Source organism: Saccharothrix sp. CCNWYY140 (assembly GCF_037401995.1).
Taxonomy (GTDB): domain Bacteria; phylum Actinomycetota; class Actinomycetes; order Mycobacteriales; family Pseudonocardiaceae; genus Actinosynnema.
On sequence record NZ_JBBEGC010000077.1, the window covers coordinates 20,656 to 34,101 of the forward strand.

12 protein-coding genes are annotated in these 13,446 nt (G+C 71.1%); 11 read left to right on the forward strand and 1 reads right to left on the reverse strand.

What is annotated here, in order from left to right:
• The first annotated feature begins 9 nt into the window (after positions 1–9).
• From WBN91_RS27335 to WBN91_RS27380, 10 genes are all read left to right on the forward strand, one after another.
• A complete protein-coding gene (locus WBN91_RS27335) occupies positions 10–225 on the forward strand; it encodes an acyl carrier protein (RefSeq protein ID WP_337722302.1) in 216 nt (71 codons plus the stop codon).
• Positions 219–1,358, forward strand: a complete 1,140-nt coding sequence (locus tag WBN91_RS27340) for an acyl-CoA dehydrogenase family protein (RefSeq protein ID WP_337722301.1) — start codon at positions 219–221, stop codon at positions 1,356–1,358. The genes WBN91_RS27335 and WBN91_RS27340 overlap by 7 nt, the downstream gene beginning before the upstream one ends.
• A complete protein-coding gene (locus WBN91_RS27345; RefSeq protein ID WP_337722300.1) occupies positions 1,351–2,367 on the forward strand; it encodes an acyl-CoA dehydrogenase family protein in 1,017 nt (338 codons plus the stop codon). The genes WBN91_RS27340 and WBN91_RS27345 overlap by 8 nt, the downstream gene beginning before the upstream one ends.
• Positions 2,364–2,939, forward strand: coding sequence for a 4'-phosphopantetheinyl transferase family protein (locus WBN91_RS27350; RefSeq protein WP_337722299.1), 576 nt, complete (start codon positions 2,364–2,366; stop codon positions 2,937–2,939). Before WBN91_RS27345 ends, WBN91_RS27350 begins: the two co-directional genes overlap by 4 nt.
• Positions 2,924–3,853, forward strand: coding sequence for a hypothetical protein (locus WBN91_RS27355; RefSeq protein WP_337722298.1), 930 nt, complete (start codon positions 2,924–2,926; stop codon positions 3,851–3,853). The genes WBN91_RS27350 and WBN91_RS27355 overlap by 16 nt, the downstream gene beginning before the upstream one ends.
• Complete coding sequence (locus tag WBN91_RS27360; RefSeq protein WP_337722297.1) at positions 3,850–5,427, forward strand: AMP-binding protein; 1,578 nt, start codon at positions 3,850–3,852, stop codon at positions 5,425–5,427. Before WBN91_RS27355 ends, WBN91_RS27360 begins: the two co-directional genes overlap by 4 nt.
• The gene (locus WBN91_RS27365) at positions 5,420–7,783 is read left to right on the forward strand and encodes a condensation domain-containing protein (RefSeq protein ID WP_337722296.1); all 2,364 of its coding nucleotides are present in this window, start codon (positions 5,420–5,422) and stop codon (positions 7,781–7,783) included. Before WBN91_RS27360 ends, WBN91_RS27365 begins: the two co-directional genes overlap by 8 nt.
• Positions 7,780–9,321 carry an amino acid adenylation domain-containing protein gene (locus WBN91_RS27370; protein WP_337722295.1) on the forward strand — a complete coding sequence of 514 codons (1,542 nt, stop codon included), beginning with the start codon at positions 7,780–7,782 and terminating at the stop codon, positions 9,319–9,321. The genes WBN91_RS27365 and WBN91_RS27370 overlap by 4 nt, the downstream gene beginning before the upstream one ends.
• Positions 9,322–9,421: 100 nt before the next feature.
• Positions 9,422–11,371 carry an AfsR/SARP family transcriptional regulator gene (locus WBN91_RS27375; RefSeq protein ID WP_337722294.1) on the forward strand — a complete coding sequence of 650 codons (1,950 nt, stop codon included), beginning with the start codon at positions 9,422–9,424 and terminating at the stop codon, positions 11,369–11,371.
• A gap of 152 nt (positions 11,372–11,523) precedes the next feature.
• A complete protein-coding gene (locus WBN91_RS27380; RefSeq protein WP_337722293.1) occupies positions 11,524–12,180 on the forward strand; it encodes a response regulator transcription factor in 657 nt (218 codons plus the stop codon).
• Here the strand turns inward: WBN91_RS27380 and WBN91_RS27385 are convergent, their stop codons facing one another.
• Positions 12,181–12,564 carry a DUF4267 domain-containing protein gene (locus WBN91_RS27385; protein WP_337722292.1) on the reverse strand — a complete coding sequence of 128 codons (384 nt, stop codon included), beginning with the start codon at positions 12,562–12,564 and terminating at the stop codon, positions 12,181–12,183. It abuts the gene before it with no gap.
• Between the two features lie 89 nt (positions 12,565–12,653).
• Between WBN91_RS27385 and WBN91_RS27390 the strand changes: the two genes are divergently transcribed.
• A complete protein-coding gene (locus WBN91_RS27390) occupies positions 12,654–13,229 on the forward strand; it encodes a TetR/AcrR family transcriptional regulator (protein ID WP_337722291.1) in 576 nt (191 codons plus the stop codon).
• Positions 13,230–13,446 lie beyond the last annotated feature (217 nt).

The window sequence follows — 13,446 nt, forward strand, 5'->3', positions numbered from 1 at the left end:
TTCGCGGACATGCTGCGACCGTTCCTGAAGTACGCGGGCGGCGCCGAGCTCACGCTGGAATCGTCGCTGCGCGACCTGGGCCTGGACTCCATGCAGGCCATCGAGCTGCTGTTCGCCATCGAGGACACCTACCAGGTGTCGCTGCCCGACGAGCTGCTCACCGACACCACCTTCGCCACGGCCGGCAGCCTGTGGGCGGCGATCTCGGGGGCGCGCCAGTGCTGACGCTGGAGGAGGTGCTGGCGGTCGTGGCCGAGGAGGCCGCCGAGGCCGACGCCGAGGCGCGGTTCCCGGTGCGGTCGCTGGAGGCATTGCGGTCGTCGGGGTTGCTCGGGCTGGTGGTGCCGGGCGAGCACGGCGGCATGGGCGGCGGGTACGCCGAGGTGGTGGACGTGACCCAGCGGCTGGCCCGCGAGGACATGTCGGTGGCGATGGTGTTCGCCATGCACTGCCAGCAGGCGGCGACGCTCGTCCGGCACGCCGGTCCGTCGCTGCGCGAGGAGGTGCTGCCCGCGCTGGGGCGCGGCGAGCTGTACCTGGGGTCGGTGACCACCGAACGCGGCAAGGGCGGGCACCTGCTGGTGTCGGAGTCGGCGACGACCGGGGACGACGAGGTGCTGCGGGTGGACCGCGACGCGCCGATCGTGACCGGCGGCGAGCACGCCGACGCCTACCTGATCACCGCGCTGGCCCCGGACGCGGCCTCGCCCAGCCAGGTGTCCCTGGTCTACGCGCGGCGCGACCAGCTGGAGGTGTCGGTGCTGGGCGGCTGGGACCCGCTGGGGATGCGGGCCACCCGCAGCGTGCCGATGCGGTTGACCGGGGCGGTGCCGGTGACGCAGGTGGTGGGTGCGCGCGGCGGGTTCCGCGACATCGTGACGGCGACCTTCGGGCCGTTGGCGCACCTGGGGTGGGCGGCGGCGTGGCTGGGCGCGGCGGCGGGCGCGTTGTCCCGGGTGGTCGGGCACATCCGGTCGCCGGAGGGGCGCAAGCAGTTCGACACCGAATCCGACCTGCTGCTGACCCGGTTGGCGGGCGTGCGCGGGCGGCTGGAGGTGGTGCACGCCCTGCTGCGGCACACCGTGGGCGCGGTGGAGGGCTCGGCGGACCTGTCCGCGCCGCCGGTGCGGATGCTGGTCAACACGCTGAAGGTGCAGGCCGCGTCGCAGTGCTTCGCGGCGGTGGACCAGCTGGTGGAGGTCGTCGGGCTGCGGCACGGCTACCTGCGCGGGTCGGCGCTGGGGCTGGAGCGGGTGTTCCGGGACCTGCGGTCGGCGTCGCTGAACTACGCCGACGACCGGTTGCGGCTGGCCAACGGGGTGGCCGTGCTGCTGGACCCGGAGGTCCGCCTTGCCTGAGGCCGTCCTCGACGTCGACGCGCGCGCGGTGTGGGCTTCCCTGGGCCGGTCCGGGGTGCTGGCCCGGGACCGGCCGGTGGAGGTCCTGCGGGAGCTGCTGCCCGACCTGGACGCCCGGTACCCGCTGGGGGTCGTGCTGTCGGTGTGCGTGCAGGTGGCCACCGCGTTGCCGATCTTGCGCTCGCACGGGCCGGTCGGGCCGGTCGGCGAGGTGTGTGCGCGGGCGGCGGAGGGCTCGGTCGTGCTGGCGCTGGCGGCCACGGACGCGGGCGCGGCGGGGTCGGACCTGATGGACCTGACGACGACCGCGCGGCTGTCTGCGGACTCGGTCGTGGTGGACGGCGGCAAGCGGTGGATCACCAATGCGGTCTTCGCCGATTATGCGTTGGTCCTGGCCCGGCACCGGCCGCAGCGGCACTTCACCAGTTTCCTGTGGGTGTTGGTGCCGTTGGACACGCCCGGGGTGACGCGGGTGCCGGCCGGGGCGGCGTTCGCCGGGGCCGGGGTGGGGCACCTGGAGTTCTCCGGGGTGTCGCTGGGGCGGGACTGGGTCGTGGGCGCGCCGGGGCGGGGGTTGGCGGTGTTCGCGCGGCACGTGGCGACCGAGCGGTTGGCGGGTGCGTTGTGGGCCGCCGCGCTGTGCCGGCGGGTGTTGGCCGCGACCCGGCGGGAGTTGCTGGCGCGGCCGTTGGGGTCCGGGGTGGCGTGGGACAACGCCGTGGTGCGGGACCGGTTCGCGCGGGGGCTCGTGGAGGCGCGGCGGGTGGAGGCGTTGTGCTCGTCGTTCCGCGAGGGGGACCTGGTGGACAGCATGGTGGTGAAGGTCGCCGTGGCCGAGGGGCTGGACCGGGTGCTGGCGGTGTGCGCGGAACTCGTGGGTGCCTCGTCGTTCGCCGACGGGGGTTTGGCGGGGTTGCGGGCCGAGGCGGCGATGTTCGGGGTGGCCGGGGGTGCTTCGGGGGCGATGTTGGCCGGGATCGCCGAGCACGCGGAGGGGTTGTTGCGATGACTTCGGGTGTTTTCGGGGCCGTTTCGGGGGTGTTCGCCGTGGCTCCGGGGGTGTTCGCGGCGGTGGAGCGGGCGGCGTGCGCTTCGGCCGGGTTGGCGGCGCGGGGATTGTTGGCGCGGCTGCTCGGGTCGGTGGCGCCGGAGGCCGCGCTGGTGCCGGTGTCGTCGCGGGACAGCGGGCAGCCGTACCTGGCGGGGTGGCCCGAGCTGTCGGTGAGCTTGTCGCACGACGGTGGGTGGATCGCGGCGGCGGTCGGGTTGGGGGTCGACGTCGGGGTGGACGTGCAGCCGCCGTTGCCGGTGTCGGAGGGGATGTTGCGGCGGTGCTGCACGCCGACCGCCCTGGTGGAGCTGAAGGCACTGTCCACTGTGGACGTCGAGTTCGCGTGGATGTGGAGCGCGCAGGAGGCGTGCGTGAAGGCGGAGGGGACGGGGATCGGCGGGCTGCCGTGGACGGTGCCGGTGGAGGTCGGGCAGGCCACGGGCGTGTGGCACGGGTTGCGGTGGCACCGGTTGCCGAGTCCCGTGCCGGCGAGTTGCGCTTACCGGGAGGTGTCGTGTTCTCCGGCCTGAGTTGCTACACGGCGAACCTGTTGGCCTATCTGGTTTCTGCCGACGACACGGCGGCGGACCGGTTCGCGGAGTCCGTGCGGTTGGCGGTGCGGCCGGACGACCTCGCCTTCTCCCACCACCGCACGCCTCTGGACGTCCTGCCGGACGGCTCGGTCCTGCGGTACACCGCTTCTCCGGAGACCGTGGCGGGGCTGGAGGCCGAGCTGGATCGGTGGGGGCGGGTGGTCGTGGTGGTGGACAACGCCCGGCTGCCGTGGTCGCCGTCGTACGAGACCTCCGCGACCGCGCCGCACTGGCTGCTGGTCGCGGGGCGGTCGGGGGACTCGTGGCACGTGGTGGACCACTTCGCCGGGTTGCTGCCGACCGGGGAGCAGCGGCCGTTCGAGGGGGTTTTGAACACCGCGGTGCTGTTGCGCGCGATGGACGGGCCTGAGGTGTTGTCGCCTGAGCAGGTGCGCCGAGACTCGCTGGTGTTCGGGCACATGGTCGCGGCGCCGGAGAGCGGGCGCAAGTGGCTTCGGCGTGAGCCTGGTGCGGCGGCGGGCGTGGCCTCCGGCCCCCGTCTCCATTCTCCCACTGGGGTACGACAAGGCGGCGAGCGGTGGCTGAGAGGGGCGGCCGAGGTGTTGCCGTTCCTGGCCGAGCGGTTCCAGCAGGACCCGATCGGGGCCGCCGGGTGCCTGGACGACCTGTGGAGCGCGGCCGGGCACCACGTGTTCCGGTACCGGCGGGCCGGGGCGGAGGACGCGGCCGACGCCTGGCGGCAGCTGCCCGGGGCGTTGCGGTTCGCGGTGGACTCCGCTCGGCGCGGGCGGCCCCGGGACACCCTCGTCGAGCTCACGTTTCGCAACCTCCTGCACATCGAGAGCGGCCAGGACCGGGTCCTGCCGTCACCGGGAAGGACAGCACGATGACGACCCGATCCCTCTACGAACGGTTCCGGACCGCCGCCCGCGCCAACCCCGACCGGATGGCCCTGGAGGTGAACGGGGTCGACCTCACCTACGCGGAGCTGGAGAACGCGGCCGAGTGGATGTCCGCGCGCATGGCAGAGGCGCTGGGCGGGGCGCTGGGCGGGGCGTCGCCCACCAAGGTCGGCCTGCTGACGTCCCGCTGCGCGGTCAGCTACGTCGCCTACCTGGCGGCGCTGCGGCTGGGGGCCACCGCGGTCCCGCTGAACCCGGCCGCGCCGGCCCTGCGCAACCTGACCATCACCGAGGACGCCGGCCTGGAGCTGACCGTCGTGGACGACACCTCGGGCGCGGACGCGGGCGAGTACCGGCAGAAGACGCCCGGCCAGGTGCTCGACCTGACCGGCGAGCGGTGGCGGCCCATGCTGTCCCCCCACGGCGGGGCCGTGCCGCCGCAGGCCGAGCGCGGGCCGGACGACGTGGCGTACCTGATCTTCACCAGCGGCACGACCGGCAAGCCCAAGGGCGTGCAGGTCACGCACGACTGCATGGACTCGTTCCTGGACGAGATCGTCCCCCGGTTCGGTTTCGGGCCGGGCGCGCGCGTGTCGCAGACGTTCGAGATGTCCTTCGACGGGTCGGTGATCGAGATCTTCGGCGCGTTGGCGTCGGGGTCCACGCTGTGCGTCGCCCAGCACAGCGACGTGTTCACGCCGGTGAAGTTCGTCAACGAGAAGCAGCTCACGCACTGGCTGTCGGTGCCGTCGCTGATCTCGTTCGCCAAGCGGCTGCGGGCGCTGGCGCCGGGGTCGATGCCGACGCTGCGCAGCAGCCAGTTCGGCGGCGAGGGGCTGACCTTCGAGCAGGCGGAGGCGTGGTCGGCGGCGGCGCCGAACTCGAAGGTCCAGAACTGCTACGGGCCGTCGGAGGCAACGGTCATCGTGACCGGGTACGTGGTGCCGCGCGACCGCGCCGACTGGCCGGACGTGTCCAACCGGTACATCCCGCTGGGGCACCCGTTCCCGAACGTGGACTGGGTGCTGCTGGACGAGGACCTGCGGGCCTCCGACGACGGCGAGCTGTGCCTGCGCGGCCGGCAGCGGTTCCCCGGCTACCTGGACCCGGGCGAGAACGTGGGCCGGTTCGTGCGGTTCGAGGACGGGCGGGGCGCCCTGTACGACGGGTCGGAGCCCTTGACACCGGCGCACTACTACCGCACCGGCGACCGGTGCCGGATCGAGCACGGCGAACTGGTGCTGCTGGGCCGCATCGACGAGCAGGTGAAGATCCGCGGCAACCGGGTCGAGCTGGGCGAGATCGAGTCGGCGCTGCGCAAGCACCCCGCCGTGGTCGAGGTCGTGGTGATCACCGTGACCGCCGCCGACGGCGAGGTGGACCTGCACGCCCTGTACACGGGGGCGGAGGTGCCCGCGGCGGAGTTCGCCGAGCTGCTGGCCGGTCTCCCCCGGTACATGCACCCGCGCGGCTTCCACCGCCGCGACACCATCCCGCTGACCACGGTGGGCAAGGTGGACCGCAAGAAGCTGACCGCGCAGTTCGAGGCCGCCCGTGACTGAGGTGCCGGCTTTAACGGAGGTCCCGGCCACCCCGGCGCAGGAGGCGCTGTGGTGGGTGCACCAGCGGGCGGCGCGCAAGTCGGTCTACCACGTCACGTGGCGGCTGGGCTGCGCGTCGCCGCCGGACCCGACCGCGCTGCGCACGGCGTGGCAGGCGGTGGTGGACCGGCACGACGCCCTGCGCATGGCCCTGGTCTCGACGGACGGCGCGGTGCGTGCGGTCGTGACGGAGGGGGTGGCCGCGCCCGTGCGCTCGGTCGTCGTGGACGACCCCGGCTCGCTCCCGGTCCCTTCTCTGCTGGCGCGGATCGCCGAGGAGGTCCACGACGAGCCCCTGCCGCTGGACCACCCGCCCCTGGCCCGCCTGGTGACCGTCCAAGTGGCCGACGAGCACGAACTGCTCCTCACCGCCCACCACTCCATTGTGGACGGTTGGGCCATCCGCCTGGTCCTCGACGGCCTCTCCACCGCCTACGAGCAGGCTTTGCGGGGCGACCACCCGACCTTCGAGACCGCCCCCTCCTTCGCCCAGTACGCCGCCGACCAGCACGCCGCCGGCGAGCGGGGCAAGTGGCGCAAGGCCGTCGAGCACTGGCGGACCGCGCTGGACGGCGCTTCCGCGGTGACTGTCGCCCCGGACCGCCCCACCCGTGCCAGACCGGGCAGTCCGGGCACAACCCTGCGCTACACCCTCAGCCCCGAGGCCACGCACGGCCTGGACGTCCACGCCAAAACAGCGGGCACCACATCGTTCGCGGTCGTGTTGGGCGCACTACAAGCCGTCCTGGCCCGAGGCGGCGCCGGCGGCGACGTCACGGTGGGCACCCCTGCCGCGAACCGTCTGACCGCCCGCGACCAGAAGCTCGTCGGCTACCTGACGAACCTGGTGGTGGCCCGAGCCACCGTCACCGACGACGACACCGTCACCGACGTGGTCGGTCGAGCCCGCGACTCGCTGTGGCAGTTGCTCTCCCACCAGGCCGCGCCCTACCCCAAGGTCTTCGCCGAACTCCCGGACCCCACCAGGGCGGCCCTGGGCGACATGCCCCCGATCGTCCTGACCTACCTGGGTCCCCTCTCCGCCGGCCTACACCTGGGCACCATCCCCCTGACCGCACACCAAAGCCCCAACCGCGCCGCCCGAACCGACTTCACCCTCGGCTACTGGGACACGGACACCGGCATCGTCGTCGAGACCGAGTACAACACCGACCGCTACGACCGCAGCACCGCCTTGCGCCTGCTCCACGACCTCGACACCGTCCTGGCCGCCGACCCGCACCACCCCATCACCTCCCTCCCCACCCGCACCAAAACCACCGACACCCGCCCCACTCCCGCCACCCCCGGTTTTGTCGGTCCCTCATGGGACAATGGAACCGGGGGCCGGAGGCCACAGCCAGCCCCAGTCCCAGCAGTCCCCGCCTGGGAACAAGTCCTCGCCCCAGCGGTCGTCCACGCCTGGGAACAAGTCCTCGGCCACCCACCCACCACCCCCGACCAGGACTTCTTCGCCGACGGTGGCAGCTCCCTCACCGTCCTCCACCTGGCCGCCGCGCTCGACACCGCCACCGGCACCCGCCTCGACCTGGTCACCTGGCTCGCCGACCCCACCCCGCGCCGCATCACCGAACAACTCGCCGGCACCACCACCCCCGACACCACCCTGGTCGTCCTCAACGACACCAACGGCCCGCACCTGCACCTGGTCCACGGCGCCGGCGGCTCACCCCAGGACTTCCGCACGCTCGTCGACGCCCTCCCCGACTGGCACATCACCGCCTCCCAGGACCGCACCACCCACACCACGGTCACCGACCTGGCCGCCACCTACCGCGCCGACCTCGACGCCGCCGGCCTGAGACCCGACGTCGTCGCCGGCTGGTCCTTCGGCGGCCTGGTGGCCCACGAGCTGGCCACCGACACCGCCCTCCTGCTCATCGACACCCCACCCCCGACCGGCCACCCCGACCACCCCACCCCGGCCGGTTTCGCCGCCTCCCTCGACCTGCCCCCCGACATCGCACCGCCCAGCAGCGACGACGAAGACCTGGCCGTCCGCGCCCTGGCCGCCTGCCTGGCCGTGGCCGGCGCGGAAGTCCCCGCCTGGGCGCTGGTCGAACGCTGGCACGCCTACCGCCGCCACGCCCGAGCCGGCGCCGCCCACACCTCGACCCGGACCGTCGCCGCGCCCGCCGTCGTGATCGCCGCCGACATCACCGACGCCGACGTGGACCACTGGCGCACCAGGCTCGCCGGAGACACCCACGTCGTGCGGGTGAACACCGACCACTGGGGTGTCGTGCACAGCCCCGCGGTAGCCGACGCCGTCCGCCGCCTCAGGAGGACCCCGTGACGCTGTTCGCCCGCATCGCCGAAACCGCCGCAAAACACCCCGACCTCACGGCCCTGGAGGTCGGCGACCACACCCTTACCTACCGCGAACTGCTCGACTTGGCCGACCGCACCGCCGCACGACTCGCCGAAAGCGGCACCCCACGCGCGGTAGGCCTGCTAGCCGCCCGCAGCCTCCCCGCCTACGCCGGATACCTGGGCGCACTACGACTCGGCGCGACGGTAGTCCCCCTGAACCCGGCATTCCCCGTGGCACGCAACAGGTACATGTGCGCGCAAACCGGCGTAGACGTCCTCGTGGTCGACGACCGAGGCGCGGAAACCGCCGACGCGGTCATAGCCGGCACCCGAACAACAACCACCACCCTCAAAGACCTCCCGCCACCCCACCACGGCCCGATCCCGGACAACCCGGACGGCGTGGCCTACGTGCTGTTCACCTCCGGCTCGACCGGCACCCCCAAAGGCGTCCCGATCAGGCACCGCAACCTAGCCACCTACCTGCCGTTCTGCGCCGAACGCTACGAGGTAGGCCCCGGCGCACGGCTGTCCCAGGCAGCGGACCTGACCTTCGACATCTCCGTCTTCGACCTGTTCGCGTCCTGGACATCCGGCGCGACCGTCGTGGTCCCACAGGCCGACGAACTCCTGGTCCCAGTGCGGTTCGTCGCCGGCTGCGGCATCACACACTGGTTCTCCGTCCCCTCCGTCATTTCCATCGCCCGCCGACTACGCGCCTTGCGCCCCAACGTCATGCCCGGCCTGCGCTGGAGCATCTTCGGCGGCGAACGCCTGACCCACGAACAGGCCAAGGCATGGGCGACCGCCGCCCCCAACAGCACGATCGTCAACGTCTACGGCCCCACCGAAACCACGATCACCGTCACCGACTACCGCCTCCCCGCCGACCCCGCCCGGTGGCCGCAGACGTCCAACGGCACACTGCCGATCGGCCGCGTCTTCCCCCACGTGGACGCAGTGGTACTGGACGAGGACGGCCGCCCCGCCCCTGAAGGCGAGCTGTACGTACGCGGCGAACAGCGGTTCGACGGTTACGTGGACCCGACGGCCAACACCGGCCGGTTCTCCCCGCCCGGCGACCCGACCTCGCAGTCCTGGTACCGCACCGGCGACCGGGTCCGCGAGGAGGGCGGCGTGCTGGTGCACGTGGGCCGGGTGGACCACCAGGTCAAGATCAGCGGCTACCGGGTCGAGCTGGGCGAGATCGAGGGCGTGCTGCGCGGGCACGAGCGGGTGCACGACGCCGTGGTGGTCGCGGTGCCCGGCGACGGCGGCGACCTGGTCCTGCACGCCTGCTACACCGGCACCCCCGGCCTGGACCGCGACCTGGCGGAGACCGCGGGCCGCCGGCTGCCGGTCTACATGCTGCCCTTCGCCTACCGGCACTTCGACGCGTTCCCGGTCAACGCCAACGGCAAGGTCGACCGGCTCGCCCTGGCCGCGCTGGTCGCGTCTCCTCCGAAAGTGGAGGCGCGCTCGTCTTCCGAGGTAACCACCCAAGGCGTGACAGCGCCTTAGGTGGAGGTGTTCTCCCACCATTGTCCGGGTGTTTCCCGGAATGCCGCTGTGCGATTGTTGACCACCACGGTTATTCCGACGACCCGACTGGGGAGGATCGTTGGCGACTCCGGCGTTCGGCGGAATCCGGTTCCGATTGTTGGGGCCGGTCGAGTTCCGCTCCGGCGACAGGTGGCGGTCGATCGGGTCGACCAAGCAGCGCACGCTGCTGGCGGTCCTGCTGCTGCACGCCAACCGCGTGGTCCCGGTGGCCCAGCTGCACGCCGAGCTGTGGGGCGACCGTCCGTACGCGCGGGTGAAGAACCTGCTGGCGGGCTGCGTGTGGCGGTTGCGCGCCGCTCTCGGCGAGGAGGGGAACGCGCTGGTCACCCGCCCCGGCGGCTACCAGCTCACGGTCCCGCCCGAAGCCCTGGACCTGCTGGAGTACCAGCGACTGGTGGGCCTGGGCCGCGCGCGACGGGCGGCGGACGACCTGCCGGGCGCGCTGGAGGCGTTCACAGCGGCCGTCGACCTGTGGCGCGGCGAGCCTTTGGCGGACATCTCATTCACCCAATCAGTCATGGCCGAACGGGCGCGACTGGAGGAATCCCGCCTCACCGTCGAGGAAATGCGCCTAGGACTCCGCATCGAACTGGGCGACCCCGACGAGGTGCTGCCGGAGTTGAAGCTGATCATCTCCCAACACCCACTGCGGGAACGCCTGCACGAACACCTGATGGTGGCCCTGTACCGCTCAGGACAACAGGCCGACGCCCTGGGCGCATACCGCGACCTGCGACGACTGCTCATCGACGAGTTGGGCGTGGAACCCAGCAAACCCCTACGCGACCTACAGCGCCGCATCCTCGCCGAAGACGTCGTCCTCCGCACCACCCCACCCCCACCTCCCGCACCAAACCTCCTACCCGCGCCCGACCCGGTCTTCCACGGCCGCGAAAACGAGGTCAAGGCGGTGGCGTCTGCCCTGCGAGACGGCGCAGTGTGCACGGTCCACGGCATGGCCGGCACCGGCAAAAGCGCAGTAGCCCTACGAGCAGCACACGCAGTCGCCGACCACTTCCCCGACGGCCGCCTATACCTGAACCTGCGCGGCTCGACCGACACCCCACTAAACCCCACCGACGCCCTAGCCACAGTCCTCACCGCCTTCGGCACTCACCCCAACCACGACCTGGCCGCACAGTGGGCAACCCTGACCACAGCCCGCCGAATCCTCCTGGTGCTGGACGACGTCCGCGACCTACACCAGGTAAAACCGTTGCTACCACCGGGTTGCACAGCCGTCCTGACCAGCCGCACCGCCACAGGCGCAGCAGACGGCTACCGCCAACTACGACTGAGCCGACTTCCAATCGCAGCCGCCATAGGCTTGCTACGCCAAGTAGTAGGCGCAGAACGCGTAGACGCCGAACCCCACCACGCCGCCACCGTAGCCACATGGTGCGAATGCCTCCCCCCAGCCGTCCGAGCAGCCGGAGGCCGCCTAGCCTCCCGTCCAGAGTGGACAATCGCCGACCTGGCCGACCGCCTGGCCGACCCAAGCCAACGCCTAGAAGTCCTCACCGGCATCCAGGAACTCCTCACCACCTGCACACACCGGTTGCAAGCCGAGGGCGACCAAACGGCAGTCACAGCACTAACCCTGCTAGCCGAACTAGACCTACCGGTCGTCACCGCAACAACAGTGGCAGCCCTCCTGGACACCACCGAAGGCAACGCACGCTGCACAGCCGAGCGCCTGGTAGACGCGGGCCTACTAGAACCCTTACCCCACAACAGATACCGCGTAGCCGCCCTGGTCCGCCTGCACAGCAAAGGCGCCGACCCAACAGCCGACCCGACCACAGCCGTGCAACGAGTCGTAGACCGCTACCGAGACCAAGTACGCGAACTGACCACCCGACGCTCCGGCCGCCTGTCCTGGTACCGCGAACACCGAGGCACCCTCAGCGCCCTGGCCCCACGAGACCGTTCACACACCCTGCCCGCCGCCGTGGACCAGCTGCGCCGCCCCCACACCACCCCCACCCTGCAACCGCCGTACAGGTGAGGCCCCGGTCACAGCGCGCTACCCGGCCGGTCCGGGTCGGCGGAACCCCGAAGCCGGTGGTACCGCCGATCCGGGCCGCGCCGATGCGGTTCCCACATCGCGGGAGGCATCATCGGGCCCTGCCCACCGGATTTGCGTTAGGGGGCGAGTGGATGGCTTCACAGACGTGCCGCAACGGCGCGGCACCGCCCTACCGGGTGCTGCTGGACGAGGACAACGAACTGATCCGCACCGGCCTGCGGATAGTGCTCGACGCCCAACCGGACATCACCGTGGTAGGCGAGACCGCACCAGGCGACGACCTGGCCGACATCCGCCACCACACCCAACCGGACCTGGTCGTCGGCGGCCACGCCGGCCCGGAGTTCACCGGCCTACCCGTCGTGGTGCTGTGCCGAGAGGCGTCCGCCGACGAGCTGGAACGCGCGATCCGAGACGGTGCCAGAGGCTTGCTCCTGTGCAGCGACTCCGCCAGACACGTCGTAGAGGCAGTCCGCGCCGTAGCCGAGGGCAAGGGTTTCGTAGCCCCTTCACTAGCCGGCCACGTCCTGGACCAACTCACCCTCCGCCTCCCCACCCCAACCCCCCAAGGCACCGCCCGCTTCGAACTCCTCACCGCACGAGAACTAGAGGTCCTGCGCCTCCTGGCCAGCGGCCTGACCACCGACCAGGCCGCCAAGGCCATCCACCGCAGCCAGGCCACAGTCAAGTCGCACATCTCCCACGCCTTAGCCAAACTGGGCCTGCACGACCGAACCCAAGCCATCGCGATGGCGTACCGAATGGGCTTGATGGCCGGCCGCCCCTGATCACTTGCGACGCTGCTCAACCAACAGCAGCACGCCCGTCAGGATCACCAACACCGCCGCCGACCCGTGCACACCCAACGCGTACCCCACCGTCCCACCGTGGGTCATCACCGCGATGCAGTCGCCGATCGGGATGACCGCATCGGCCAAGATCACAAACCCCAGGGCCTTGCGGTGCCCCATGACCAGCAGGACCAGCGCGGTAAGCCCGTACGCGATGTCCCGCACGCCCTTGACGATGTAGTACCCAGCCCCCTCGTCCGTAGGCCAGGGCGAGATCCCAAACCCAGCAGCCACATCAGCCCCACCGATCAAAAAGCTCAGACCAAAGTAGAAGCCCGCAAGAACCACCAACGAGGCAAGAACGGTGTTGAGACGCTTCATATCCATGCTCCACTTCCTAGCACTGCTAGCGACACGAGCAACACTAGTCACACCACCGCTCGTTTGTCTAGCAGTGCTAGCCTCGACCTGTGTCCATCCAACAGCGACGAGAACGCGAACGAGCCGACCGCCACCGCCTGATCGTCGCCGCCGCCCGCGACCTGGCCGAGACGGAAGGCTGGGAAGCAGTGACCACACGACGACTGGCCGAACGCGTCGAGTACAGCCAGCCCGTGCTGTACAGCCACTTCAAGGGCAAGGACGCCATCGTCTCGGCGGTCGCCGTGGACGGCTGCGGCGACCTGGCAAAAACTCTGACCGAAGCCCGAGCAGCCCACCCCGACAACCCAGCAGAAGCCCTACGAGCAGTAGCCGAGGCCTACCTGGACTTCGCGAAAACCTGCCCTGCCCTCTACGACGCGATGTTCGTGCAACGCACCAACATCCCCTTCGGCACCCCAGACTCCCCACAAGAGCTAAAAGCGGCCTTCGGCGCCTTCGTAGCAGTAGTAAAACCCTTGGCAGGCCAAGACGACGTAGAAACCCTCACCGAAACCCTATGGAGCGCCCTACACGGCCTAGCCACCCTCACAGGCAGCACCCGCCTACGCCCAGACCACCACAACGCCCGCCTAGACCTACTACTCCGCCGACTACTCCCCTAAAACCACAAAACCCACAACCCACCCGGCAACGCACCACCCACGCGCCCCACACCACCCTCACGCCGGTCCCACCCGCCAGCCGCAGGCCCACGCGCCCCACAGCACACCGGCCGCGCCGCTTGTCACGCGCGCAGCGCGGTCCTCGCGCGCGCAGCGCGCGGTAGGTGTTACCTACAAGTGGAGGGCCTCGGTTCCCCCACCGTATGGCCCGCCCGAA

Excerpts from the sequence above, each read along its gene's own strand:
- WBN91_RS27335 (WP_337722302.1), top strand. The coding sequence starts at position 10 with ATGCTGCGACCGTTCCTGAAGTACGCGGGCGGCGCCGAGCTCACGCTG.
- WBN91_RS27350 (WP_337722299.1), top strand. The coding sequence starts at position 2,364 with ATGACTTCGGGTGTTTTCGGGGCCGTTTCGGGGGTGTTCGCCGTGGCT.
- WBN91_RS27360 (WP_337722297.1), top strand. The coding sequence starts at position 3,850 with ATGACGACCCGATCCCTCTACGAACGGTTCCGGACCGCCGCCCGCGCC.
- WBN91_RS27380 (WP_337722293.1), top strand. The coding sequence starts at position 11,524 with ATGGCTTCACAGACGTGCCGCAACGGCGCGGCACCGCCCTACCGGGTG.
- WBN91_RS27385 (WP_337722292.1), bottom strand. The coding sequence starts at position 12,564 with ATGAAGCGTCTCAACACCGTTCTTGCCTCGTTGGTGGTTCTTGCGGGC.